26 protein-coding genes are annotated in these 25,570 nt (G+C 56.9%); 21 read left to right on the forward strand and 5 right to left on the reverse strand.

Going from position 1 to position 25,570, the window contains the following annotated elements:
* The first annotated feature begins 496 nt into the window (after nucleotides 1-496).
* The 5 genes from ACDA63_RS18705 (at nucleotide 497) to ACDA63_RS18725 (ending at nucleotide 3,358) form a co-directional block, all read left to right on the forward strand.
* Complete coding sequence (locus ACDA63_RS18705) at nucleotides 497-1,135, forward strand: hypothetical protein (RefSeq protein ID WP_373664812.1); 639 nt, start codon at nucleotides 497-499, stop codon at nucleotides 1,133-1,135.
* A gap of 215 nt (nucleotides 1,136-1,350) precedes the next feature.
* Complete coding sequence (locus ACDA63_RS18710; protein ID WP_373664813.1) at nucleotides 1,351-1,749, forward strand: hypothetical protein; 399 nt, start codon at nucleotides 1,351-1,353, stop codon at nucleotides 1,747-1,749.
* A gap of 113 nt (nucleotides 1,750-1,862) precedes the next feature.
* The gene (locus ACDA63_RS18715; protein WP_373664814.1) at nucleotides 1,863-2,405 is read left to right on the forward strand and encodes a DUF2059 domain-containing protein; all 543 of its coding nucleotides are present in this window, start codon (nucleotides 1,863-1,865) and stop codon (nucleotides 2,403-2,405) included.
* Nucleotides 2,406-2,436: 31 nt separating this feature from the next.
* On the forward strand, nucleotides 2,437-2,694 hold the full coding sequence (locus ACDA63_RS18720; protein WP_373664815.1) for a hypothetical protein: 258 nt from the start codon (nucleotides 2,437-2,439) through the stop codon (nucleotides 2,692-2,694).
* Nucleotides 2,695-3,097: 403 nt separating this feature from the next.
* On the forward strand, nucleotides 3,098-3,358 hold the full coding sequence (locus tag ACDA63_RS18725) for a helix-turn-helix domain-containing protein (RefSeq protein ID WP_373664816.1): 261 nt from the start codon (nucleotides 3,098-3,100) through the stop codon (nucleotides 3,356-3,358).
* Here ACDA63_RS18725 and ACDA63_RS18730 read toward each other — a convergent pair.
* Nucleotides 3,333-3,800 carry a hypothetical protein gene (locus ACDA63_RS18730; RefSeq protein ID WP_373664817.1) on the reverse strand — a complete coding sequence of 156 codons (468 nt, stop codon included), beginning with the start codon at nucleotides 3,798-3,800 and terminating at the stop codon, nucleotides 3,333-3,335. The two genes, ACDA63_RS18725 and ACDA63_RS18730, sit on opposite strands and share 26 nt — an antisense overlap.
* Before the next feature lie 31 nt (nucleotides 3,801-3,831).
* Between ACDA63_RS18730 and ACDA63_RS18735 the strand changes: the two genes are divergently transcribed.
* The 9 genes from ACDA63_RS18735 (at nucleotide 3,832) to ACDA63_RS18775 (ending at nucleotide 12,908) form a co-directional block, all read left to right on the forward strand.
* Entirely contained in the window at nucleotides 3,832-4,530 is a 699-nt protein-coding gene (locus ACDA63_RS18735; protein ID WP_373664818.1) for a hypothetical protein, read from the forward strand.
* Nucleotides 4,531-4,671: 141 nt separating this feature from the next.
* Entirely contained in the window at nucleotides 4,672-5,571 is a 900-nt protein-coding gene (locus tag ACDA63_RS18740; RefSeq protein ID WP_373664819.1) for an Abi family protein, read from the forward strand.
* 491 nt (nucleotides 5,572-6,062) lie between these two features.
* Nucleotides 6,063-6,359: a hypothetical protein gene (locus ACDA63_RS18745; protein ID WP_373664820.1), complete on the forward strand. Its 297-nt coding sequence runs from the start codon at nucleotides 6,063-6,065 to the stop codon at nucleotides 6,357-6,359.
* Nucleotides 6,360-6,614: 255 nt separating this feature from the next.
* Nucleotides 6,615-7,634: a hypothetical protein gene (locus ACDA63_RS18750; protein WP_373664821.1), complete on the forward strand. Its 1,020-nt coding sequence runs from the start codon at nucleotides 6,615-6,617 to the stop codon at nucleotides 7,632-7,634.
* 74 nt (nucleotides 7,635-7,708) lie between these two features.
* Complete coding sequence (locus tag ACDA63_RS18755) at nucleotides 7,709-8,593, forward strand: hypothetical protein (protein ID WP_373664822.1); 885 nt, start codon at nucleotides 7,709-7,711, stop codon at nucleotides 8,591-8,593.
* A gap of 783 nt (nucleotides 8,594-9,376) precedes the next feature.
* Nucleotides 9,377-10,144 (forward strand): ankyrin repeat domain-containing protein, encoded by a 768-nt coding sequence (locus ACDA63_RS18760; protein WP_373664823.1) that lies wholly within the window; start codon nucleotides 9,377-9,379, stop codon nucleotides 10,142-10,144.
* Between the two features lie 973 nt (nucleotides 10,145-11,117).
* The gene (locus ACDA63_RS18765) at nucleotides 11,118-11,864 is read left to right on the forward strand and encodes an ankyrin repeat domain-containing protein (RefSeq protein WP_373664824.1); all 747 of its coding nucleotides are present in this window, start codon (nucleotides 11,118-11,120) and stop codon (nucleotides 11,862-11,864) included.
* Nucleotides 11,865-12,073: 209 nt separating this feature from the next.
* A complete protein-coding gene (locus ACDA63_RS18770; RefSeq protein WP_373664825.1) occupies nucleotides 12,074-12,388 on the forward strand; it encodes a hypothetical protein in 315 nt (104 codons plus the stop codon).
* Nucleotides 12,378-12,908, forward strand: coding sequence for a hypothetical protein (locus ACDA63_RS18775; protein WP_373664826.1), 531 nt, complete (start codon nucleotides 12,378-12,380; stop codon nucleotides 12,906-12,908). The genes ACDA63_RS18770 and ACDA63_RS18775 overlap by 11 nt, the downstream gene beginning before the upstream one ends.
* Before the next feature lie 356 nt (nucleotides 12,909-13,264).
* Here the strand turns inward: ACDA63_RS18775 and ACDA63_RS18780 are convergent, their stop codons facing one another.
* Nucleotides 13,265-13,591, reverse strand: a complete 327-nt coding sequence (locus ACDA63_RS18780; RefSeq protein WP_373664827.1) for a hypothetical protein — start codon at nucleotides 13,589-13,591, stop codon at nucleotides 13,265-13,267.
* 776 nt (nucleotides 13,592-14,367) lie between these two features.
* Here ACDA63_RS18780 and ACDA63_RS18785 point away from each other — a divergent pair.
* The gene (locus ACDA63_RS18785) at nucleotides 14,368-15,555 is read left to right on the forward strand and encodes an OmpA family protein (RefSeq protein ID WP_373664828.1); all 1,188 of its coding nucleotides are present in this window, start codon (nucleotides 14,368-14,370) and stop codon (nucleotides 15,553-15,555) included.
* Between the two features lie 167 nt (nucleotides 15,556-15,722).
* On the opposite strand, the gene ACDA63_RS18790 is transcribed toward ACDA63_RS18785, so the two are convergent.
* Together ACDA63_RS18790 and ACDA63_RS18795 are read right to left on the reverse strand one after the other, a co-directional pair.
* Entirely contained in the window at nucleotides 15,723-17,873 is a 2,151-nt protein-coding gene (locus ACDA63_RS18790) for a replication endonuclease (RefSeq protein ID WP_373664829.1), read from the reverse strand.
* 283 nt (nucleotides 17,874-18,156) lie between these two features.
* Nucleotides 18,157-18,384, reverse strand: coding sequence for a helix-turn-helix transcriptional regulator (locus ACDA63_RS18795; RefSeq protein WP_373664830.1), 228 nt, complete (start codon nucleotides 18,382-18,384; stop codon nucleotides 18,157-18,159).
* Between the two features lie 420 nt (nucleotides 18,385-18,804).
* Here ACDA63_RS18795 and ACDA63_RS18800 point away from each other — a divergent pair, with 420 nt between their 5' ends.
* The 6 genes from ACDA63_RS18800 to ACDA63_RS18825 all read left to right on the forward strand — a co-directional run bounded on the left by ACDA63_RS18800 (nucleotide 18,805) and on the right by ACDA63_RS18825 (nucleotide 25,346).
* On the forward strand, nucleotides 18,805-19,332 hold the full coding sequence (locus ACDA63_RS18800) for a 7-cyano-7-deazaguanine synthase (RefSeq protein WP_373664831.1): 528 nt from the start codon (nucleotides 18,805-18,807) through the stop codon (nucleotides 19,330-19,332).
* A complete protein-coding gene (locus ACDA63_RS18805; RefSeq protein ID WP_373664832.1) occupies nucleotides 19,326-20,300 on the forward strand; it encodes a hypothetical protein in 975 nt (324 codons plus the stop codon). The genes ACDA63_RS18800 and ACDA63_RS18805 overlap by 7 nt, the downstream gene beginning before the upstream one ends.
* Nucleotides 20,300-21,241, forward strand: coding sequence for a CBASS oligonucleotide cyclase (locus ACDA63_RS18810; protein WP_373664833.1), 942 nt, complete (start codon nucleotides 20,300-20,302; stop codon nucleotides 21,239-21,241). Before ACDA63_RS18805 ends, ACDA63_RS18810 begins: the two co-directional genes overlap by 1 nt.
* 14 nt (nucleotides 21,242-21,255) lie before the next feature.
* Nucleotides 21,256-21,819, forward strand: a complete 564-nt coding sequence (locus ACDA63_RS18815; protein WP_373664834.1) for a hypothetical protein — start codon at nucleotides 21,256-21,258, stop codon at nucleotides 21,817-21,819.
* A 19-nt stretch (nucleotides 21,820-21,838) separates the two neighbouring features.
* Nucleotides 21,839-22,465 carry a hypothetical protein gene (locus ACDA63_RS18820; protein ID WP_373664835.1) on the forward strand — a complete coding sequence of 209 codons (627 nt, stop codon included), beginning with the start codon at nucleotides 21,839-21,841 and terminating at the stop codon, nucleotides 22,463-22,465.
* 475 nt (nucleotides 22,466-22,940) lie between these two features.
* Nucleotides 22,941-25,346 carry an AAA family ATPase gene (locus tag ACDA63_RS18825; RefSeq protein ID WP_373664836.1) on the forward strand — a complete coding sequence of 802 codons (2,406 nt, stop codon included), beginning with the start codon at nucleotides 22,941-22,943 and terminating at the stop codon, nucleotides 25,344-25,346.
* 98 nt (nucleotides 25,347-25,444) lie between these two features.
* Here the strand turns inward: ACDA63_RS18825 and ACDA63_RS18830 are convergent, their stop codons facing one another.
* Nucleotides 25,445-25,558 carry an integrase core domain-containing protein gene (locus ACDA63_RS18830; protein ID WP_373664764.1) on the reverse strand — a complete coding sequence of 38 codons (114 nt, stop codon included), beginning with the start codon at nucleotides 25,556-25,558 and terminating at the stop codon, nucleotides 25,445-25,447.
* Nucleotides 25,559-25,570: the final 12 nt, after the last annotated feature.

Below are 25,570 nucleotides of genomic sequence, written 5' to 3' on the forward strand. Positions count from 1 at the left end.
ATTCGGCACCTGCGCCATCACGGACGCGCAAGACAATACAAGGCCGCTACCGACCGCCCACGCGCGTGCGTGCTTTCTCCTACCCATCATCAGTGATCCTGCCCCGGTTGTTTTTGTGGGCTACACCGTCTCAGCGGCGCAACCTTGTGCGATGCAGGGTATTGGGCACCAACGTGGCAATCAACGCGGTGGTCGTCCGTGAACGACCGTATCTTGATGCATGTCATGCGCGTATGTGGCGCGGGCGACTAATCGTACAGAGCTCTTAGTTCTCGCAAGGAAACTCCCTACACCCATTGGTCTGTATTGATCTTTTAGGGGATCAGGAACGGCAGCATCCCGACACCAATGAATGTGACATATGGCGTGTAAGAAAAGTCTGTTTGCATATTTGGATTGCGTTGCATCAATCATGCGAAAACACCCATGGGAATGATCTGTCATCCCTCTGCTTCACTTGGAGCGGGGGAGCCGGGATTCACTGGGGAGAAATGTAATGAACAAGATTCAACGCGCCGGACTGAGCGCGATTTCTGTGGCCTTGCTGGCGGCACTGACCGCGTGCGGTGGGGACGACGGCAACGACGACAACGGCGGCAGCGTGTCCAGCGCGAGTTCCTCGAGCAGTTCCACGAGTTCGTCCAGTGCGTCGTCGGCCAGCGTTTCGTCAAGCAGCAGTTCGTCGTCGAGTGCTGCCGGCACCAAGACCTGCCCGGCCGACTATCGCTCGATCACGGTGTCGGGTTCGTTCATCGCCAACGCCAACCTGTCCATCAGTAGTCCTGACGGCAAGGCGCAGTTGACGGCCAAGGCGCCGGCCACGAACCCGGGCAACTTCAAGCTGTGTGTCGGCACGCCTGCAGCGGACCAGTTGCCGGCATCGGCTGGGGCTCGCAACTACGAGGTGATCGGCGAAGGTGCGTACGCCGCGTTGCTCAATCCGACGCTCACCATCACCTACGCCACGGCCGGCAACATCACGATTGACCATCTGCCGATTCCCGCATCGGGCGCGTACGGCGGCACACCTGACCGCCACATCGCAGCGGCGGTGACGGCACAAGGCTCAGCCTTTACCTATGCCGTCGATGCGATGACGCCGGGTCTGTACATGACCAGTGAGCCGACGCCGTAAGGCACTGACGACCGGTCTTTACGGTGCGTTGCCCACGCTTGTGGTCGGCGCACCGCTGCCGATCTGCCCGTGCGGGCGGGGCGTCACTTGATCCGTGCCCCGTCGCGGAATCAGATCACGCCGCTGTTCGTCCGCGCCGATGACGATATGCAGGCGTGATGGTTGTGATCAATGGCGACACAGGTCACCGTCGACATTCTTGCGAGGGGAACTCCATGAGTGACAACGGAGGAGACGACGACACGGGCCTCATCATCGTCTTCGCGTTGGGATTGGTGGGAGGGATTGTCGGGGCGGCCACGCTTGTCGGCGCACATCCGGCGACGAAGGCTGATTTCGTTCTTCACTCCGTTATTCTGGCAATAGCGGGGGGCGCCGGTGCCTACTTCATACCCAACTATGCGATATCGATTATCGCCAGTGCGATTACCTTGTGGTGGTTCGTCGCATGGCCGCTACTCGCCAGCATCGCGGCGGGGGGTGTGCTCCCGAGCGAAGTCATGCCCTATCACAATCGACCGTGGTGGAATTCCGTCATATTTCGCTGGCTTGTTGCCATGGCGTTAGGTGGTACAACGGCGTGGATTTTGAAGTCGGAGCGAGTTCAACATTGAACGTGCCACAGACTTCGGCATGGGGTAGATGCAACTGCCTCTGACGTACGATTTTCAAATGTGCCGCTCGATATGGCAAAGGACGACGGTATCTCACACAGGAAGCAAGCAGTATGAATTTCACAATAGTGCGCATGTGCTTGGCCGTCTCCGTCGCCGTCTCCGTCTTCGCAAGCGCACCTGCTCTTATGGCTGATCAGGGGCAAACGCAGAAAACCCAACTCATTCAGGCCATCGTAAAGGCACAGGGAATGCAGGAGAGTCTCGACGCACAGCTTGAGGGGCAACGCAAGGCGCTCGAAGTCACCGCCATGAAAATTCTGCCTGATGCCGCGATCGCCAATTGCGACAAACAGTTCCCCGAAGAATTGGCGCTCTTGGCGAAATTCAGCGCCAGACTCAACAGCCTCCTTTCCGGTCAGGAGATGGCGGCAGCGTGGTCGACATTCTACGGTCAGGATCTGTCGGTGAGCGAGCTAGAGTCCATCCTGAGCTACTACCAGTCGCCGGTTGGACAAAAGGATGTCGCAGCGACAAAGGCTGCGAGCCCCGCCATGGGTCTATGCTCGCACGATCCCCATTGCTCAATACGGCCCGATCCTGGCGATGCCAGCTACATTCAATGGGTCGGACGCGACACTGAACGTCGCGTTTGACCCCTCGACTGGCGCGCTAACGTCAGCAAAAATGAGCCAGAAGTCGCAGAACGTAGCGAGCACTGTCGAAGCAGCCCAAGGTGTGATCACAGCGGAAGGGGAACGCCGCCAAGCGAAAGCGACCGCGCAGAAGGCCGCCGAAGACGCTCAAAACTCCGTAGCACTCAACGAACAAAAGCGGACAAACGAGTTGGATGCCGCAAGGATCAAGGCGCAGCAACAAGCACTTTGTCTTGCCGCACTTCAGGCCACGCCGCCCCCGACTGCAAAACCCGCCTTTTGCGATTGACGTCCTCCACGCCTGAACGACGGGGCTCCCTCGCCTGGAGGTGACCCGTCCCAGGTGCTTGGTGCTCCTTTGGGAAGCAGACGCACAGCCTGAAGCAGAATCAAAGAGTTGTGAACGAAACCAGCCACTTATCCAACGGCCCATCCACAATTTCTGTGGATTGACTCATCAACCGTCCCTCTCTGAGAAGGAAGGGCAATGGCGACAAGGTAGCCTTAGCCCTAGCGCCTATTCGGACACTTCGAGTTGGGAGTTCCCGAGACATACAAAGAAGTGTGCAAGACGTCACCCGAATTGAATCAAATTGCTATCCATCTCAACTTCACATTGAATAACTGGGGCTAGTCTCAAAATGAGCTGGCCATCCGGCCGCCTCTTCCCTGAATGAACATGGAGCAAGGACATGGCTGCAGCGAAGCAATCGAAGTGGATACGCGATCCCCACAAGCAACGCAAGTCGGAAGGTTTGAACCAGATTGCATTCTGGTCGCGCTTTGGCATCACGCAATCCGGTGGATCTCGGTACGAGTCCGGGCGGGCCATTCCGCTTCCCATCGCGATTCTGATGACCTTGATGGAGCAGGGGGCCATCTCTGAAGACGAACTAGCGCGCGCAAGAGCTTCGGCCCTGGTGACGCTCAAGGCCCAAAAGGGGAAGGCGTAGCACCGGAGAAACCCCGCCTCGACAGGGCGGGGATCCCAACCTCACATATGTACTTTCGGGTGTAAGAAAATCCGGTAATAGAAAGGGAATTTTGAGCATGTAAGCAAAACGTCGCCCTCGGTAGACTTGCACTCGCAACACACACAGAAATCTCCGGGGGAATTATGCTGAATCGGTTGTCTATCTCTTCTTTGGCTTTCGCAACGAGTATCGCGCTCACCGCCTGTGGTGGAGGGGGCGGCGGCGGCGATGATGGCAGCGCTGCAGACTTCTCTTCCAGCTCGAAGAGTGCTTCAAGCTCGTCGTCCAGTTCGCGTTCCAGCACGAACAGCACGTCCAGCACATCGAGCTCAAGTTCCAGCAGTGTGAGTAGCAGTACCAGCAGTATTAGCAGTAGCAGTTCCAGCAGCAGCTTGTCATCGAGTATCGCGGCAATCGGCACCGCTCCCGCCGTGAATGGATCGGACTACGCCGTGGTGTGGTTCGACAAGTCTTTCACGCCGATCCGCTCGTCGCTCGCGGTTGCGGCATTCGAAGGGGTGCCGTTGGGCGCCATGCTTGTTCGCGAGGAAAGCGGTGCATTCTCCAAGATGCCGAATAAGTATGCCTTCTTGAACACCGACGTCATCCGCATGCATAACGGCACGATCGACGATATCTCTGGCAACGGTGAGTATGCGATCGGGCGATGGACAAACGGTCTCTATTACGCGAACACCTCTCCGCAGACGCTCACGAGTGCCGATGGTATTCACTACGTGGTCTATCAAAAGCTGCTCCTGGCAGCGGATGCCACCAACGGCCGCAAACTTCAGTGCAGGCTGCAGAACAGTACAAAGCCAACATCGAGCAACGGGGTGGCTGCGCCTGGAACGGTCTCGGGCACGGTGACGCTCGACACTCGTACGCTTGCGTTCTCTTTCACGCTGAACCTGGCGGTCGGCGCGGATTCCGCGACGATCGGGCCAATGACTGCGACGCTACCCGCATCAACCACCTGGTGGAGCTTGAATTCCACCATGCTCGGGAGCGACAAGACTTCCGTCGCCCTTCTTCCGATCGGAACGGATAGCGAATCACCGACCCTAGCACTTGGATATACGGCACAAATGCCTACAGTTGGCTACGCAAACGGGGTAGCTATCTTCAAGTGTGATCAAGTCGTCCTCTAAGGTCTGCTAGTAACGAATTGCTGTTACCGCCGGCCTCCGGTACAATCGGTCGCAACACACCCGCCACACGTCCTAGCTTCGGCTAGGGTCTGCGAAAGCAGTCGTGCAAAAGGCGGGTTTTCTACGTCTACAGGTCAAACGTTGGAACTGCCTTCCTTCACTAAGCCGGCGGGAACACCAGAACAGCTCCTGAGCAAGCTCATTGTGCAAGGGCTGCACGTCCCTGCCGATGAACGCGACGAAGCTCTCCACTACTTCCGTTTTGTGGGTGCCTACCGGCTCAAGGGCTACTGGCATCACGAGATTGACCCAGCCACAAAGCGGTTTCCAGATGGCTTCACCTTTACGTCGATACGCCAACGATATGAATTTGATCGTGAACTACGCGCCATAACGCTCGCGGCCATTGAGCGTCTGGAGGTAGCGATCCGCGTGGTGATCGCTGACTATCTAAGCCTACGGCATTCTCCACATTGGTTTCTCGATCACAACGTCTTCCACCGCTCGAACAGCATTAGTTTGGGCGAAATACTCAAAAAGATCGAAGGTGATGTCGCAAGCTCGACGAGTTCGTTCATTAGGCACTATCAGGCCCGATACGGTCATCCGTATCTACCTCCCAGTTGGGCCATTACCGAGTGCGTGACTTTTGGCATCTGGTCACGCCTCTACCAGGCCTTGCGAGATCCCCAAGACAAGAAAGGAATCGCCAAGCGTTTCGGAATCGACCAGCCCGAGACCTTCGGCTCTTGGGTACATGCGCTCACCGTGCTGCGCAATCGCGTAGCGCATCATGGCCAGCTCCTATACTGCCAACTCAGAGTTGGGCCCTCCAACTACAAGCGCGGCAAAATTCGCTTCACCGATACCAAAACCTACTATTCAGCCGCGGTCGTTATTCAGTACTTCCTCACGAACATGGGGCTACCGAATCGATGGCAGCAGCAGCTATCCGGTCTTCTGGCGTCGTTTCCGGGAATCGACGCCGCCCAACTAGGCTTCCCCGAGAACTGGGCTACTACATATCCTTGGGGTGGGTAGATTCGAAACGGCCGTATCAGTACAGAGCAGACCAAATCCGAAATGGAATTTCTCAACGGCCTTTAACGTTATAAAGACGGAGGGGCCAAAATGGTGGTCTAGCGAGGGGTATCACACAAATTAGTCTTTTGCTTGTGTCGGCTCCTCAAAAATGGGTGCTGACAATATTGGATGGTGCGTGACGGGAAGCGGGGATTGGATTCCTTACAGTGGCCCAGGTGTTGGAAATAAGGGCATCTCTTGGAGTTTCGGTTCTACCCTACAGAGTCAGACACCGGCCACCTCCTATCTCTACGGCCCTTCTGTTTCCGCTAACGTTATTCCGTTGGGGCGTTTTGCCGCCATCGGTTTTGGGATGGCCCCCAATACGAGAGGTTCAATGAACTTGGCTGATTGGTCGTGGGAGCCAAAACAAGGAGCAGTGCCAGTATTGACAGTGGGTAGCATGGGCGCCGCAGCTACCTATGGTTTCAGAATAAAGGAGAATAGTGGTGGCTTACGGCGAAATACCGGTTATTGCCGTTCTTGTCTTGCTATTTGTCGTCGTTGGAGTGCGTAACCACAGAACGGCAAAAAAAATGGTTCTTGAGTGGCTTGAGGAAAACGATCATGATCATTGTCGGATCGAGAGTATTCAGTTCCCTCCTTTTGGAGATCGAAGCGAAGCTCGCGTCATTTTAGTAAGTTCCTTCGGCCAGAGGCGCCTAGTCGTGTTGCGTTTGACAGAGAGGGGTTTCAGGGCTTTTCTGAAGAAGGCAGAGCTTCAGTCAATTTCCTCGTTGAATTGACGTTTCCTCGATTATGACGTGAGCAGGTTTTTACTGGGTCAATACAGTACTTCGGAGCGGCCTGTGCGAGATAGGTCAAGAGGTTGCGTCTACTGCGGGCAAGAAGGGTCCTACAGTGATGAGCACGTTATTCCCGCAGGCCTTGGAGCAGGAAACGCTTTCGTCCTGAAAGACTTAGTCTGCGTTGGCTGCAACAACACTTTCTCGAAGCTTGAAACGCTGGTTCTCCGAAGTGGTCAACTGGCGTTTGCCAGGGTGGCGGCCCAGCCGCACGGCCGGGATCGGGGAACGAAGACCACATCGCCGACGATTCAGCGCGCAACGATCAATATCATCGATGAGACTGGCAGAGCGCGCGAAGCCATTCTTCACTACGGCCTCGCGCCGGAAATCCTGCCGCACATTTCGTCGCGACCGGATCTCCATCTAGACATGGGCGGCAGTGACCTCGCTAAGGTCCAACGGCTCCTTCACCGGCTGAGCGATCTCTTGGTGGACCACGTGTCACTGAATCGCAAAGACTCATCGCAGGGAGCCCCTTATACCTTCACGATCCTAGAATTTCGAGACGGTCAGTATTCAGTCGTGGGAGAGGGATGTGCGGAGCGGCCAGGTGAGGCCGTTCTTTGGCTTGAGCATCTTCAGGATGGAGATCTACCTGCCGTAATTGAGCGCAATGAGAACAGCATCGCGGTCAAGGTCTCAGGCGGGGATGCGACCGCGGCCGCAAACCTACTCTCCGCCGTGCGTGCCAATATCCCTTCCTTCGCGGCGGGACTTGCGGGCCAGACAACACTGATCCAGATTGACCAGCCAACTGTGAGCGTGCGAATGCTGGCGGTACCACCTACCGCATATACGCGTTTTCTCGCCAAGATTGGGTTCAACATGCTTGTCCATCACTACGGAGCAGGCTTGGCACGCGCTCGCGAGTTCGATGCCGTTTGCATGGCGATCCTAAACGACGCCGAACTTCGATGGGACCTCCCGCAAACCACGCAGCTTGCAGAGTGCCTGAGGCGGGTGCTCGACGGGCGGCACTGGCTGACCGTCTGGCCCACTGAGGTCGGACTTGGCCTGTTTTGTAGCCTCTATGCCGGTCCTGTCACGTCCGTCGCTTTGAGCACGGAGTTGCCTTCTGGCTTCCCGAATGAACCGATTTTCTATGTGGTTGACTACGTCTCTCACGAAGCTCGCCGGATGAGTACCATCGACATCGCGATCGAGGCACAGCGGAAGGGAATCGCGATGCCCCAGGCAGGCGGCGCTGGTTAAAGAGTTTTTGATCGCTTTTGGTTCCCTACGCTTCGCTCCGGCTGCCCCTCACTTCTACGTTAGACATTACCGATATGAGCTACGACCTGTACTTCAAACCTCGAAGCGGTTCCTTCAGTGAAGAACTCTTTTACGCCTACTTCTGCGAAAGGCCAAACTACAAATGCGAGGGATCTCAGGCGTGGTACGGCAATGAAGATACTGGGGTCTATTTCGTGTTTGAACTTCAGGCAGCGCAACTGCCAGAAGAAGATGACGATGAGCCGCTTGAGCATTTTCCTATCGCACTAAACATCAACTACCTGCGGCCGAGTTACTTCATTTTCGAAGCAGAGCCTGAGGTAACTGCGTTTGTCAAACACTTCGATCTTCTCGTCTCAGACCCCCAAATGGAAGGCATGGGTGACGGGGAATACAACGCAGAAAAGCTCTTGTCCGGATGGAATTGCGGAAACGAATTCGGATACACATCCGTTCTGAGAGATGAAAACAATAGAAGCCGCATTTCTCACCTTCCCGCCGAACAGCTTCACAACGCGTGGCGGTGGAACTGGACACGCACTCAGGTACAGGCACGTGTTGGCGAGTCAAAATTCGTGCCCCGCATCATGTTTATGAACCTGGGCGGATCAACCGTAACAGCAGCTGTCTGGCCTGATGGCATTCCTGTGGTCGTTACACGCGTTGACTATCTTTGCGTCCCCCGCAAAGAACTCGCACCTACAAAGTTCTTCCGTAAGAAGGAAGACACAACATTCGTTGCATGGGATGAGGCGCTTCCAGTTCTGCTTAAGCACGGGACGCAGAGCAGAGATGGCTCAATCAGTTTGAATTACATGACACCACCTCCAGATGTGGTGAAATTTGTTCAGTCACTTCCTGTGGAAAATAGAGCTGTCGCAGGCTTATCTGCAGACAGGGTGCTGGATCGAGAGATCTATGAGCGCAGCATTGTCTAGCCACTCCGTCGAGAGGGGCCCCGTACAAGCTGCGCTTGTAGGTCCCTTCGTGGCTTCGCCGCTACGGCGGCCGCTCGCGTCAAACGTTGATCCACCGGTTGAATCCGCACCGAATTGCCGTCGGCGAGGTGCCGCACCGGGGCGACTGCTCCAGTCCGATAGCGGCCCTTGAGTCGCCCACGGACCGACCGGCAGCAGTGGTTCGGAAGCGGACATCGACTAGTCGTTACGACAGACTTTGATCTGTCTGCCAAGATCGACATCAACCCAAAGGAATCCGACCGCATGGCCTTGGGGGATTCACTTCGAAGCAGCGGTTGGCCATGGCCGCCATGGTTCTTTCTGTCCCCGTGGAAAATGGGGGGATTGCCATTGCCTCTAGACCTAGATCAATTCAAAGGCATGCCGCATTCCCATCCTGCCAGACTGTCGGCACCATCAGCATGGTGGCAATGGGATGACGCAGGCGCATTCGACCTCCATTTTCTGAACTTCAAGACTTGCGGCTGTACGTCAATAGACGAAGCCAAGGCCGTAGCGCCAGAGTTGGCCAGGACGGTTCTTATACGTCTACAAGCGACCGTGTGATAGAGGAAGCGATGACAAGCGCAGGTGTCTGGCGGTATCTCAAATGGCAGAGGATGCTGTGTTCAGTAGCCGCATTGCTGATGCTGAGCAATGCAGCCTGCGAGGGCAGAGTGGGACCTGACGCCTGCGAAAGTGTTTCCAGACTCCCAGTTGGCTGCGTTGGCCGATGCGGCAGCCCGGGGGGATGTGGCAGAGGTGGATCAACTAATTCGCTCGGGCGTGCCGGTGGACGGCCTGGGCGACAAATTGGCGACGCCGCTACTGTTCGCACTCCTGGCGAACAATCCTGTTGGAGTAGAAGCCTTGCTCAAGCGAGGGGCAGATCCTAATCACAGAATCGACGGGCAAGGGCTGGTCGGCGGCTTTCCGATCATTCTTTATCTGGCCGGGACAGAGCGTGGCAACGCTTTACTGGAATTGATGCTCAAGTATGGGGCAAATCCAGATACCCGCTACCCGCCGTCATTGAACGATGCACCAGAGAAGCGTTATGAGGGAGACAGCCTGCTGATTCGCTCTGTGATGAGCCTCCAGGACGTCAAGACAATCGTCAAGTACGGAGCGGACATCAACTGGCAACCGCATGATGAATCGACTACGTCGACCGGGGGTGCCCCAGCAGTGGTGGAGGCTGCGGGGCTCGGACAATTTGCCGTAGTCGAATATCTAGTTGAGCACGGTGCGCGGGATCTGGATGCAGTGGCGCACACACTGCAAGCGCGCGCATGGACCGAACAGTCTTTGTCGCGCCGCTTGAAAATCTTGGCGATGGTGCGGGCGCGGGGCGGGAAGATTTATTCAGGGTACAAGCCTGTCCTGCGTAATGAAATTACTCTCTATCAGCCTAACGGCACGCCAGCAGATTGGATCAGTCCCGGGTTTTACAGGCCAGAGGCGAATGCGTCGGAAAAGCCCGTTGTCATTTCCGATTGGTGGCTGAAGCGGGCTGGGCTGGAACGTTGATCAAAATGCCACTTAGATTAGTAGTTGGCTGTTTCCTCTCCGTTGCCCTGGGAGCGTGCGTGTACTCGATACCGCCAAGGCCGTGGTACGAAGGTGATCGGGATTGGCCTAGCATCTCACGACCTCAGATCTCCAGAGGAGACAAGCGACAGATCATTGAGGTTCTGCACGGCATCCACTATGCCGACAATTCTGAGCTCTGGATACGAGTATTGGTACTCAATCCCGTAGACCGATCAGACAAGTTCCCTGTACTTCTCTCAACGGAAGGAATGTACATAGAAAAGGAAAATGGTGCGCGAATCACACCGGCTCGACACTTCTACGTCACTGACTCGCGCTCGCCGGCAATTCCGAAAAATAACATCTATGGTGATCGTCTTTTTTTTGGAAAAGTACCGGATGCTCCTGCCCAGGAAACGATGAATGTCAATGGCAACGCTGTATTTGTACGCTTCCTCACAGAGCCGCTATCGGAGAACTCTCGATGGGTTCTGCACTTGGGTAGTCTGACAATTGGTGACACCCAAATCCCCATTGCTGACAGGACAATTGTGCTCAGAGAGAGACAGTGGCGCATGCGTCCTGTCCAATGATGGTTGCGCGCGTCCTGCGTGCAGTTGACGAAACCAGAAACGACAAACCCGCCAAGAGGCGGGTTTGTGCTGAATGAGGGAGGCCCTGCATGGCAGGGCCACAACGAACCTAGTGTCATCACCAGTATGGGAGCTGGGAGAGGCCTGCGAGCGGATTGCACCAGGATTGTCAGATGATTCAAAGTGACGACGCATGAACTGGGGATTGGGTACGTTGGTATCGTCAAGCAGCTTTTTCATGGGGTTGCCATGCACGGTTTGGATTATGTGATGCGCGGCATGTTGATCAACGAAACTAAGAGGCCCTAAGGATGCGAGCAAGTGCAGCGCTGTTAGCGATGTCACTCACGTTCGGATGCACTGGACTGGTGAACGGCATGGGCGCGGAAGAACTCATCTTTGAGAAGTCCCCATATGTTGAAGCCGCCAAGGCGGTCGAGCAGGGTAATGTAGCCACGCTTGAAAAGCTCATCAAACAAGGCATAGACGTTAACTACGAAGGCAGGGAAACCAAAACGCCCTGGGGCAAGGACACGGTAACCCTGCTCTTGTGGGCGACGCTCTCGGAGAGCGCGAAAGGTGCTGAAGCATTGCTCAAGGCCGGTGCCGATCCGAACAAGGCCACGCGCGGCGGGATGGTGCCGCTCATGATCGCCTCGGCGCTCAAGAGCGATGATCTCTTCGAGCTGCTGCTGATTCGCTATAACGCCGATCCAAACAAAGTGCTGCAAATCCGCCCTCGAAAAACGCCGCTCATGATTCTGCTACAAGAGAGAAAAAATCTCGGCGAGAAGCGCTTTGAGCGCGCTGAGACGCTCATCAAGCACGGCGCCGACGTTAACTTGGATGTTGACCGTGGAAAAACGGCGTTTGTTGACTTCGCAATACAGGAAGATTGGCGTGGCGTCTATTGGTTGCTTGATCACGCTGCCAACTATGAGGCGCGAAACAGTATAGGGGCAACCATGATGTGCTTTCTGCGGGATAGCTACAGCGTGAACTCGCTTGCTCCTTCCGAAGCCTTCACCTACCGTGACAAAGTCCGCGACTGGCTGCTCGCTCACGGTGTTGCCCGCTCCCGTCTCGATCCCTCACTGCACCCCAGCGCAAAGTGCGACGATTGACGGAGTATTCGGAGTCTCCAGGTCAAGTCCCAAAGCGCATGATCTGCAAGGTAATCCTCATATGCTCCTGTACGAAGCCCCTTGCCCAATGAGGCAGATCGGCCAGAAGCGGACAATCTGGCGCGGTGCCACAAAGCGGCCATGCGCCCTCGTGGTGTGCAGCCGAAGGTGGCTGAAGAGCCGCCCCCGATTAATTCAAGCGTAAAGCGATGTCACTCGACAACGACCATGCGATCCGGAAGAGCCTGCCGTGGTATCGAACGTCTTTCGTCTTCGTCCTTCTTGGCCTCCAGACGTTCGCGGCCGGCATGCCATTACTCGGCCTAATTGCGATGCTGCTCGCTGCAGTGAACCTCAAGAACGACGATTGGTATAGACATAGATGGCCGTGGTTTGTTTTGCTACTGCTGCTATCCGCTGCTGTTGCAGCGCTGGCTACAGTAGTGATCGCCAACGCCAATCCGGACACAACCGTGCCTACCTATCAGCTATACATAACCCAGTATTATGCGAATGGCATATGAGCTGTTTTTAAAAGACTTTACGACATACCAGACGCCCACAAAATTTGTGCGCGTCTTCGATGTTGTCCGCGTCGATCCGCCGCTGTTGGCACGGAACCGCGAAGTCAAGACGCTGTTCAGCTTTGAAGATGACATAGGCCGGCACATTGGCCTTTCTGTTGCCGGGCTCCCGCGCTTGGAGCCTGGAATGCGAGTTATTGCATTGCTTTCGCGTGAGAACGACTGGCAAAGCTTGATTGGGTGGCTGGATCTCGATACGGGCGAAATCGCCGGCATCGACTCTTGGAATATTGGCTGCGCACTTGTGATGTGCTTGGGAGCGGTCGGCGTACTGCTGATGATCGTGTTTACGTCTGATTGGTCATCGCTCAAAAGCATCGCCTTTTGGGCATGGAGCTGTATCACCGGCGCGGGCTTCCTTGTGTGGGCAGCCGCGTATTTGCGCCGACTGTTGATGGCCCGGAGTGCTCTTCGAGGCCTCGCCGCTGTGGCGGCCCCTCTCGTCAACCGTCAGGGTTGAAATGCTAGAGCTTCTTGAGTTCGCTCTTGGCCATGCAATGGGAAAGCTCCTCCTAGCGGGCGTTTTAGCTCTCCCGGCGCTGGCTTTGGTCGGCTATTTTGGAGTCCTTCCAAGAGGGGGACACAAGGACGGGCAACATACAAAAAAGTGAGGTGCCCCGCTGGCGTGCCAACATGGTGAGCGAGGCACCTTCGTCGCGCGTTCGACGCTCGAAGATGGCAAGCGTGCCTTGCTGGTCACAAAGATCAATCCGTATCGCCGGCGTGAGCTTTCTTGCATGGGCTGCCGCGTCTGTGCGCCAAACGCTGCCAGAAAGTTACTGCGTGGAATGCGCCGCTGTGGTCACGTGACGATGACTAGGAGCGTTCAACTTTCGTCGTGACCGAAAACCCACTTTCTGTGACAGTCACGGTAAATCCTTGCCGCCTGGCCAACTCAGTGAGAATGTTCCTGACGAACCAATCTTGGGTTGCCGTATCTGGATGCGGACGGATCAACCGGTCGAGCAACGCGGTCTTGCTCGCCTTCGCCCAATCGTAGTTGTCCTCGCACTCGGGCATATGCTCGCGCGATCGCCGCTTTCTCTCCGCTGGCGTCATCGCGTTACCCTTCAACGGCCGACCTCGCCGTTTTGGCGCACCAGGCAACATTTCACTAGTTTTGTGATCGGCGTCGTCGATCATCGCGCATGTCCTATCCGTTGGCGGGGGATGGCCGACTCTAGCCCCGCCGGTCTACGCCGCAATCCAAGCATGCACTGTGTGTCCCTAGGCCTCAGATGGGCGGGCCATTTTCCTTTCAAACAGGTGACATGGATCCGACGGCCGTTGTCACGGTCCCTGACTGGTTCAGGTGCACTCCCACCGATGATGCACCACACCCCTGCGCGCGCCGTTGCGACCCCGCCGCGCCCTCGCGCTTCTTCGATTGATTTCTGTGCACCTGACGCATGATCGCTATGGCCCGTGTGGCATGGTAGTGGTCGCCGTGAAGCACGAAGCCAATGTTGTGCACTTTGAGGCAGCCAAGGCGTGATGTTTACGTGCAAGCAGGGTTCCCGACGCAAAAGGCGACGAGTGGAATCGTGGTGGATATCAGTGTGCTGTGTACGCTTGGGCCAGCGACAGGTTCTGGGCGTTACGTGTCCCATTGCTGACCTCAAAACTGCGGCTCATGTCGGACAACACCGTACGTTCAGCCCTTCGGAGACTGGGCTATGGCAATGAAGAAATGACGGGACATGGTCTTCGCGCCATGGCCCGTACGATTCTGGATGAGGGGCTTGGGGAGTGTGTGAATCTGGAGTACCGAGCCTAAGACGGAGCGTGATCCTGTCGTACTACTGCTTTCGTGCGCTGCGTCAGCCCGCGGTGGTGTTGATCATTGTTCCGTGTCAATCTGATTTCTCTCTCGAAAAAAATAATCTACGTTCGTCGTCAATCAAAATTAGGAGGCGGACGTGAGTATTCTTGAGACGCTCAGTGCATTGATGAAAGGACTGCCTTCGGCGCGAATGGGGGCTCACCTCGGCCTTCCGCTCGAAAAAGTAGAAAGTGGCATCAAGCAGTCGTTGGCAGTACTACTCAGCGCCATCGCGGCGAAGCAAGACATAGCGGGTGCCCTGGAAAAACTGGTTCAGACTGCCGTCGAACTGGAGCGTTCGGGTGGCCTGAAGGCGCTCGTCGACGGCAGCCCCCTCGCCACGGGGCAAGACAATGCACCGCTGATCAGTCGTGTAGGCGAGATGCAAACGGAATTGCTCAACGGGCGAGCAGAAGATGTCATAAAGGCGCTTGCATCGACCCTTTCCATGCCTCTGGACGGAGCCAAGCGCCTGCTTAACCAGGCCAGCCTGCTGCTGGCCGGGTTCGTGGGGGAGCAACTGAAGCGCCCAGGCATGAACGGTCCCGCATTGGCAGCGACGCTCGCCACCGAGCGCCCGGGTTACGCAGTATGGCTACCGCCCAGCTTGGCCTCGTGGTATGCAGACAAGTCGGCAGGCCCGGTTGCGACCAAGAAGTGTTCGCGCCGGTGGTTGCCATGGGTCCTGCTGGCTTTGCTCGTGATCTTGGCTACGCTGTTTGGCCTCAAAGGGTGTGGCGATGAAAAGTCGGCGGACAATCCTGCCATATCGAGCACCAGCGGTCCTGCTGCGAGTGGCGCCGTCGACTCGGTGAAGGCGGCGCTCGGAGAGTTCTTCAAGCTCTTGCTGCCTGATGGCACGGAACTGAACGTGCCAGAGTTGGGTATCGAGAATCGGCTGGTGAAGTTCATCAAGGACGACGCCCAGCAGGTGGATCCGTCGATCTGGTTCAGCTTTGATCGCCTGACCTTCGAGAGCAACTCCAACACCTTGATGCCCGGTTCGGAAGAGCAATTGAAGAATATCGCCGCCATCATGAAAGCCTTCCCGAAAGTACATCTGAAGCTGGGTGGCTACACTGATAACACTGGCACGCCGGAAGGTAACCTGACCTTGTCCGATGCCCGCGCAAGAAGTGTGATGGACGAACTGGTCAAGTTGGGTGTTCAGGCAGACAGGCTGGAGGCCAAGGGGTACGGGCAGGAGCATCCGGTTGCCAGTAACGACACTGAAGAGGGGCGCGCCAAGAACCGTCGGATCGACGTTAACGTCACTGCGAAGTAACTCGTCTCGATCGCGCGGCGGTGTGCCGCGCGATCGCTGGATCACGTCGAGCATGGCGCCGGCGCGCGACTTGTTGGGACTCGCGGATGCGACCAGGCGCACGCATGAGCATATGCGCGTGATGTTGTAGCGGCCGCGGCTAGCTCGGCACAGTTCGCGGGGCGCGCTCAGTGGGCGATCGGTGTCTGCTCCGTCCATGACTTCAACCAGTCGATCTCCCGTTGGAGTTGTAGGCCAAACGTATCGAGCTTCGCGTAACGCCCACGACGGGTGCGGCGCGTCGCCGTGGGCGGCCCGGGTTCGACCTCGCGTGGGTAGATACGTGCGATCAGGTCGCGGGCCTGCTTGATCAAGCGCGATATCTCGGCTGTTCGCTCTGCGCGGGCGTGAGCGTCGTTCAGTTCGGCCACGATCGAGGGTGGCGCGGCCCATTCGTGCGCCCAGGCAATGAACTGTTCGTAAGTCGGCGTGGTTCGCGTTTCGGTGTTCGGGCTGCTTGCACGCGGCGCCGCGGGCACCGATTTTGAAAACGTAGAGTTATTGACACGAGTCCAAGGGCGCGCGTCGCGCGCCGGCTTCAACACCCACTCGTGCAGGCGCGTCACTTCGATCTGGCCGGTCGTGCAGTCAACCACCCCGATGACGTTGGGTTGAGCCTCTTCCCCGTAGCGGTTGGGTTTCTCGGCCGGCTCTCGATTCAGTTTGATGGGCATATCGCGGCGGCGCATTTCCCATCCGCCCATGACCTCCATGAAGCGCGCCCAGTTGCCAGCATCGGCGGCCACGGCGGCGCGCATCACGACACTGTCTTCATTACTGTCCTTGGCGTTCAGCCTGCGCAGCTCGCGCCACACCGACACAGGTGGCCCACCGACTTGTTGAAACTGACGAATCCCCCAGGTTGAAGCCCAAGCACCGACCCGCTTGGCCGTCGACGCTGTACTGGCAGTCTCGTCGTCTGACTCGAAGTCAGCGCCAATGGACTCACCGCTATGTCCTACGCCGTCGATATTCTTGGCGATGTATTTCGCGATGTAGCCCGCAGCGGAGCCGCGCTCCCAATCGATGGCTTTGAAGCTCACGCGCGCTTCGATCTGATGCCAGACGCTGTGCGGTGGATGTGCCCAGAAGGCTCTCTCGTGGCCGATGGCATCGGCAATCTCAGCCAGCGTACCGACCCCTGCACCGGCAGCCTTCAGCACGCGTGCGCGATCGACCGCCTCGTCGTGGGACAAGGCGTAGCGTAGGCCTAACTCTTCACGGTCCTCGCGTACGGCGTAACGAGCCACGATACGGCGGAACAGAGGCACATGACTGGGCCGCAGGAAGAAAAGCCCATGGAAGTGGGGTGTTCCATCGTGATGGGGCTCTGCCACGCGGAAACCAAAGATGGGGATGCCGGCACGCGCAAGGGCCGCCGTAATCCGCGCCCAGACATGTTTGAGCAGGTACGACTGCGTGTCGCGCGGCATGGCACCGGCCCACTTGGTGTTGCGCGACCCATCACGTGCGTGGTGCGCATGAAAGCGACTCGGGGCAGTGATCGTAATGAACTCCCCCGCAAGGCCACACTGCCTGGCAATGTACTCAGCGCCTGCCACGCGTGTCATCAATTCGGCGCGGCGATTCCTGGGGTTTGACACCGACTTGTCGACGAGCACCTGGAGATTGAATTCTTCTCCGAGCTCATTGATCGCGACGAACGACTCCAGCAACGAGCCATTGCGCTGGCGTTGCGCCGCGTGCCGTTTCATGGCGTCTTCGCTGCAGAAGAGCGCACCGCGCCGATGCACTTGCCCCAACTCAACGGCAAATGCCTCGGTCTTGCGCGCGACGCTACGGCGCAGGTGGTAGCGCCACCATTTTTCGCAGGCCAATCGGGCGCGCTCACCCTCTACGGCGTCAGCCTTCGGCGGCATCACGCCCCGTGTTTGCGCAAAACGGGCAAGGCCATCACTGCACGTTTGCCATCGAACATGATCGCACCCTATGCGCGCGGAGTCCTCGGCGAAGAGACGAATGTCTGACTCCGTGGCCGCGAGACCTACCGGCAGGTGCACATGTCGACTGACGAACGCTTGCAGCCAATCCGTTGCCGCCTGGGCTCGCGTGACTGCCAGATCGCACACGCGGCGTCCCGTAACCTGGGGCAACGGTGCCGAGCGGCGCTCCAAGTAGCCCTGACTGACAGCTTTCCTGATGTTGCGAGGAAAGCGATCGAGCAAACGCTGAGCCCTGATGTCATGCTCCCTGCGCTCGCGAACTGGATTTAGAGGGGGCAGCGAGAACGCGTGCCCAGCCACACCACCTTGAATCATGTGAGTTCTTCCAGTCCCCACACTAGGGCGACATTGCGGCCCGACAACTCTTGGGTGACAAGTGTCGCAATGCCAGTGAGGCAGGTGCCAGAACGGTCCAATTCAAGGCCCGGATTGTGGGGGTTCAAGCGCTTTCCTTTGCCGTCTGAGTCCTGTCGCCGGATATCGGCAGGGTAATGTCCGCTCGCCGTGCTCCCAGACAGTCACCGAAAGGTAGAGCATGATGTGCCGCCACATTCAGAGCCGATCTCGAATCGACGTGCGTCACATGCGGGCAGCAACGTCAGGCGCGAGGCAGGTCGTTCGCCACCGCCCGGATATCGGCCAGGTAATACCCCACCTGGCGTGGCCCCAGACGCACCTTGGTGAGCCCGCGCGCCATCACCAGTTTCCGGAAGCTCTCCCGACGCATGCCGAGAATGCGGGCAGCATCATGCGCACGGACCACGATGGGTTCGATGACGTCGACGTTCGCCACGTATCCGGCGTTGTGTTGTTGAGTGTTCATCATCGTTCTGCTTTTTCCTTGGGGTTTGGTGGAAGACGCACGCATCATGTGGCGCGCCCCACGTGGTCCGCAAGAGGAGAAACTGGGTGGCTCGTTGTGCCAGAACGCCACACAAGAAGGGCGGTAAACCAGAGCGCACAACAACGAACCAGGACGAACAACGTCGCCCCCAAACAGCCTATCGATCGAGTAGGGGAATCTCCCTATCTGCATTACGCAACAGACATAGGTGCGGGCACGCCCAGAAAGGCCTTCTGCCTGTTCTGGCTGAACTTGTCGCTCGGGGCGCCTTGTCACCGACGAGTCTTCGGCCTTTGCAGTCATTCATGCCAACGGGCTAGAATGGCCGCTACCAGCCAAAAACAGCCATGGCCCTAGGGAGGGCTTTCGGGGATGGAAAGAAGTAGACACGCGACAGTGTTAATGAGTGGCGGAATTGATTCTGCTGCATGTGCAGCGTTCCTTATCGACCAAGGTCTTGATGTATCCGCGGTCTTCGTGGACTATGGCCAGGCTGCCGCAAATTTTGAGCGTGTGGCGGTTCGGTCGCTTACGGCCGCGCTCGATATCCAAGTTCAAGAACTGGCCCTTACAGGTGCGGATCCATTTGGTTCCGGTGAACTTATCGGCCGCAACGCTTTTCTTGTCTTTTCAGCGATATTGGCAACCCGAGCTCGATCAAGTCGAATCGCGCTGGGGCTGCACGCGGGAACGCCGTACTACGATTGCTCGCCGGCTTTTGTCGACACGATCAATCGCGCCGTCGCCGAACACACCGACAACGCCGTCCGAGTGGTTGCACCGTTTATTGAATGGACCAAGCGCGAGGTGTACGACTATTTCATCCACGCAGGCCTACCCATCGAGCTGACATATAGCTGCGAGTCCGGCTGCGCGCCCGCTTGTGGCAGGTGTGCATCGTGTCAGGACCGAAAGGCGCTGCAATGCTAGCTAGACGCCGATCACTTAAGCTGAATGGCGTTGAAGTTGAGCGTACCCCTCTGCTCGTGCCATCGTTCTCTAGCAAGGGATTTCCAGATGTTCGCAAGATCATCGAGTCCTGTTCGGAACTGATCGAAGGCGTCACGCTTGTCAGCGCGTACGACCTTCATTATGAAAAGGTGCACCCCCCTTTCGACTTCCCCTCGCTGATCTTTCTTGATAGCGGCGGGTACGAAGCGTCGAAGGATGCTGAGCTCTCAGACCTTGGCGATCGGGATCATCATCCGAAGGATTGGACGCAGGAGATGCATGAGAACATCCTTGCGAAATGGCAACCGTCGGTGCCCAGCGTACTGATTAGCTACGACCATCCCAAGGCGCGCGTGGGGTTCGCCGAACAGATTGAGCGCGCACGTGCAATGGCGCCGGAACGCACCGGCTTTCTGCGGGAATTGCTGCTTAAACCCGAGACGGAATCCCAGACCCTGCTGCATGTCGACAATCTGCTGCAGTATGTCCACTGGTTTGCTGATTTCGACATCATTGGCGTCACCGAGAAAGAGATCGGTAACTCTCTCGTGGAACGGATGAAGAATATTGCCAAACTGAGGCGGGCCCTGACCGCGGTAGGAATCGATATCCCGATCCACGTTTTCGGCAGTCTGGACACGATTTCAACCCCTATGTACTTTCTCGCCGGAGCCGACATTTTTGACGGCTTGACGTGGCTGCGGTTCGCTTTCCACGAGGGTTTGACAATATACAAACACAACTTCGGCGCCCTGGAATTGGGCGTCGCGACCAAGGCACATATGGTGGATGCTCGATGCTGGCATCAGAACTACTACTACATGAATGAACTGCAGTTGGAGATGCGACGATTCTTGGCATCCAAAGACTTCAGTTCATTCAAGTATCACGGCGACATGTTCAAGACCGCGTTGCAAAGCGCGCTTGAAGCGTTGGGAGATCAGTAATGGGTGGCAGCGGTGGTAGATCTACCTTCTGGAACAGAAGCCCAGAGGAGTTGAGAAACGCAGTTCGCAAGGCCGAAGACGACTCATCAGTCAAGCAATTCGAGGTCGAACTCGCGGGCACATTGTCGGACCTCCTCGGCGCGTACAACAGCAGGGATGCGCAGGCGGTCCAAGAGCGCCTTGGTGCGATTCGAGCCGCGTTGCAGGACGAAGTTGAGGGGACGTTTGACTCGCTTTTTGGCGGATCAGTTGCCAAGCATACATATGTCGACGGATTGAGCGACATCGACTCGCTGATTCTTCTCAACGACTCCGACCTTGAGAACCACAGCCCTCAGCGCGCGCTTGAGAAAATGGCCACCATCATCAAGGCTGCCCTGCCTGCGTCGGTCACAGTCACGCACGGACAAATGGCTGTGACAGTGGATTATGGTGACGGCATGGTCGTCCAGCTCCTGCCGGCGACAAAGGGCACAGACGGACATGTTCATGTCCCCTCGTCAAGACGTGATGCGTGGTCTGAGATCAACCCGATGGCATTCAGGGAAGTCCTGAGCGCTCGTAATGCCGCTTGCGGCGGCAAGCTGGTGCCTACTATCAAGCTTGCCAAGGCCATCAATGGCGAGCTACCTGAAGGCCAGCGCCTGAGCGGCTATCACATGGAGAGCTTGGCGATAGCTGCGTTTCGTAACTACGCAGGGGAAAAGACGACATCCGCGATGCTGCCGACCTTCTTTGACCGTGCTCGTAACTTGGTCCTCTCTCCGATGAAGGACAGCACTGGCCAGTCTGTGCACGTAGATAGCTATTTGGGCCCGGCCAACAGCCCTGAACGCCAAGCGGCAAGCCACTTGCTCGGACGTCTAGCCCGACGTATGCGCAACGCAACTGCAGCTGGATCGGTGGCGCAATGGAAAGCACTATTCGGGTTGGAGCCATGAGTGCCGAAGATTCCATGAAGGACGAACTGACTCGCATCTGTCGGGTCTCAGACATGCTTTGTACCGGGCACGCAGCTCTGCGCGACCGATACGCGACGTTCGCCTTTGCCCTAGACCTTTTGACACTAGGGGTGTCCACGTGGCTCGTGGCGCTCGCATTCGTCGAACCGAAACTCAACGTAACGTTGACGCCCTTCGGATGGGACAGCCAAATTTGGGTCGGAGCGCTTGGTACGGGCGTCTTCTTTCTGACGCTGATTCAAATCAAGACTGATTGGAAGGGGCGATCAGATGCACACAAAAGGACATTGGATGTTTACGCCGAAGTAAAGCGTGAAGCGGGTTATCTACTGTCGGCGGGCGAGTATGATCATGACGCTTGCCAGCGCGTCTTCTCAAGATATGACATGGCAGCCTCTGTCGGCATCCCAATTCCCGAAGCGGAGTTTCTAAGGCAGAAGCAGCGGCATCTTGTGAAGGTGGCGCTGAGTAAGGCATTGGACGATCGCCCGGCTACGTCTTTGATGTGGCTGCGAGTGCAACTATGGTGCCGCGACACCTTCAAAGCAGGTAACTAGCTGACCCATGAGAGCCGACTTGACTGCAGCCATGCACTTCTTTTCTAAGGCTTGCAGCTATATGGAGCAAGCTGGACTGTCAGATGAAGTAGTCTGGCAGCGCGAAGCGGACTTCACTGAATTCACCGAAAGCGACCTGCTGCGAGAACATGCTTGGGTAGCGCTGTGTTCCGGCTTTCGAGAGTCTGCGGTCCGCCGGGTCTTCGACTACGTTTCGCTTTGCTTCTGCGATTGGGAGTCCGCTGAGGCCATAGTCTCGGCCGGCGAGATTTGTTGTACTACAGCTGCTTTGGCATTCGCCAACCGGATCAAATTGCAGGGCATTTTTTCCACTGCAAAGCACATCAACAACGTCGGTTTCCACGAGTTCAAGCAGTCGGTGCAGCCTGACCCGATCAACCGACTCCAAGCGCTGCCGTTCATTGGGCCCGTTACCAGTTGGCATCTCGCAAAGAATCTTGGCCTCGATGTTGCGAAGCCTGATCGCCACTTGGTGCGTGTGTCTGAGCGCCTTGGGTTTCGCAGCGCCGACGACCTCTGTCGGGAGCTTGCTGCTACCACCGGCGAGCAAGCAAAGGTGGTCGACCTCATCGTCTGGCGCTATATCGCCGACAACCCTCAGCAATTGCAGGATTCGTTTGCGTGACTATTGCTCCGGCGGGCAACTGGCGAGCGCCGGACGAAGCGCCTCTGGCCTAATGAGTGACCAGATAGCGGTAAGCAGCAGCCGGGCTGCTTCTGTGGCGGAGAGCCGCTCCCACCGCACTATTGCGTTTGTACCGGGGGGCTGAGCGGCTGCAACGGGTTGGAAGCGGCCATCAGTTCTCAACACCGCGACAGGCCGTTTTGGCCAAGGAGCGAGCGCTGGAGGGACTATGCCAAATGGCTTATCATCCGCCGGGGCGGACGGTCAACCTGCGTGTCATGAACGACCGCTGCAGCGGGAGCAGTCAGCCGACAGGATTTCGGGTATAGCCGATTCGGCTAGCACCGCCCGACTGGAGCAAGGCGATCAGGTGTCGCAGTCCAGAAAAATTGATGAAATCTTTGTAGTCGGCGCGTTGGATTCCGCGGGTCGTTCCTCCAGAATCTTTGCTAGTTGCAACTTGCTAGGCGCTACGATGATCGAGAAGCTGGATATTGCAAACTTCGGGTCGTTTGACGGTTTTCAATGGGATACCAATGTCCGTGAGCCGCAGGGGGCGGTTGGGAGGTTCCAGAAGCTCAATATCATCTACGGACGCAATTACTCGGGAAAAACGACGCTCTCCCGCATCCTTCGTTCGTTCGAAGTAGGCCAGATTCCCGCCCGGTACGACAACCCGTCGTTCCAAATCAAGACAGCCAACGGACAATGGACGCAAGCGCAACTGAGCGTGCAAGGACCGCCAATTCGTGTCTACAACAAGGATTTCGTAGAGGCGAACCTCGCATTTCTCCGCGACGACCAAGGTCACATTCAGCCGTTCGCGGTACTTGGTGCCCAGAACAAAGAGGTCGAGCAAGAGATTGAGAAGGTAAGGGCTCTACTGGGAAGCAAGGATTCGGATACCGGGCTACGAGGTGCCTTCTTCAAGAAGCAGACTGAAGAGGCCAACGCCAGGACAGTTGTTGCCCAGAAGACTGAAGCCTTAAACAAGAAATTGTTCGAAAAGGCCAATGGCAAACCCGGAGGCATCAAGCACAACACGCTGTACAACAATCCCTACTACGACGTCCGTAACCTGAATGCAGACATCGCGCGAGTCCAGTCTCACAAGATCGCGGCGCTGGATGAGGCGACACGGGTTGAGAGTATTGCCCGACTCACGGAGAAGCCGCTCAAGGACATTGGCCCGCTTGCAACGTTCACATCAAGCCTCTCGGCATTGAATCAGCGGGCCGTGGCGATTGCAGCCGAGAAGATCCAGCCGAGCGCGCCGCTTCAAGACCTCCTCGCCTCTGCCGTGCTGGCGAACTGGGTCAGGGACGGCCGGTCGTTGCATGTGAACCGTGACTGCTGTGCGTTTTGCCGGCAGCCTTTACCCGCCGACTTGACAGAGACGCTGGACAAACACTTCAGTGAGGAATCAGAAAAACTGCAGGATAGGATTCAACGATTCCTGCAGGATTGCGAATCCGAGCGGGCTCGGGTCCGCAGCCTGACTCTGCCTGAACAAGGTCGGTTTTATTCGTCATTCCATGCGAAGCGTGACGAGGCCGAGGAGAGGCTTGACAGTGCAAAAAAAGCTTACGAACGAGCACTTGATGCGCTAGCTAAGGTAGCACGCGAGCGATCGGAGAATATCTTCTCTGCACACGAGCTTACCGAGGCCGTTCCTGACTCTGATTCGGGAATCGAGGCGGCACTGAATGAAGGAAATGAGCTCATCCGTCTGAGCAACGAGCACACCATCCAAATCGGCGCGAACCAGAAGCAACTGAGAGATGAGTTGCGCCTTAGCGAGGTGGCCGCGTTCATGACGGCAATCGGATTGGATGAAGCCAAGGCGGACATTGACCAACACCAGCGGAAGTTCGAGGCGCTCACCAAGGAGCGCGAGGCATTGGAAGTCGAAGGCAAGAAGCTGCGCGTCACGTTGGAGGCCCTGCAAGCGCAGCTACGCGATGAGAAGCGCGGCGCCGAGCGCGTCAACGGTTACCTAAATCACTCACTGGGCGGCACAAGCCTGCGTCTGCTGGCTGAGGAGGAGGAAGGCAAGGCGACCTACCGGTTTCGCATCATGCGAGGCGAGCAGGAAGCGTTCAACTTGAGCGAGGGCGAGTGCAGCCTAGTTGCCTTTTGCTACTACCTGGCGCGATTGGACGATGTCCAGACGCATGGGACGAAGCCCATTATTTACATCGACGATCCCATTTCGAGCCTGGACAGCAATCACATCTTCTTCATCTTCAGCCTCATTGAGTCCTTCATCGCAAGGCCGCTCGTCGGCAGCGATGGGACTGATCTTAAGGATGCCGCGGGCAAACCTGTCCATCGTTATGAGCAGCTCTTCATCTCCACGCACAACCTTGACTTCCTGAAGTACCTCAAAAGACTAACGCCCCCCGAGCAGGTGGGAAAGTTCTTGATCAGCCGCACAGCGACGTCGAGCTCCATCTCGATCATGCCTAGGTATCTCAAATCCTACATCACCGAGCTCAACTATCTATTCGCTGAGATTCACACCTGCACAGACGACGCTAACTCTGCCGCTAGCTATCACAGCTTCTACAACTTCGGAAACAATCTCAGGAAATTCTTAGAAGCGTTCTTGTTCTTCAAGTACCCGAGCGCAACCGTGACCAACGACAAGCGGCTGCGGCTCTTTTTCGGACACGACACGAGCGCGGTTGCCTTCGTGACCCGGCTGACCAACGAGCATTCCCATCTGGAAGAGTTTGTAGACCGAGGAATGGTTCCGATCGACTGCGCCGAAATTGCCCGAACCGCAAAGTTTGTGCTGGCAGCAATGAAGGCAAAGGACCTCGACCAGTACCAACACTTCCTAAGCAGCATTAATGCGGCGGACCCCCTACCCGCGTGATGGACACTGCGGTCACGGTGGTTCGAGTGACGCTATCCGTGGCGTTCAGCAAAGTGTAGGTAGACGGCTGTGTATTGACCCAGCGAAATCTGCTCAGGTTATGCGGCTAATGCAAATGCTTCAGCCGGGGTCTTCATTCCCAGCGCTTGGTGTGGACGCTGGTGGTTGTAAAAACGTATCCAGTCGCCGATCACGCGGCTGGCATGCTGAATGGTCTCGAAACG

Origin of the sequence: Uliginosibacterium sp. sgz301328 (assembly GCF_041807905.1) — a bacterium.
Lineage (GTDB): Bacteria > Pseudomonadota > Gammaproteobacteria > Burkholderiales > Rhodocyclaceae > JBGVSA01.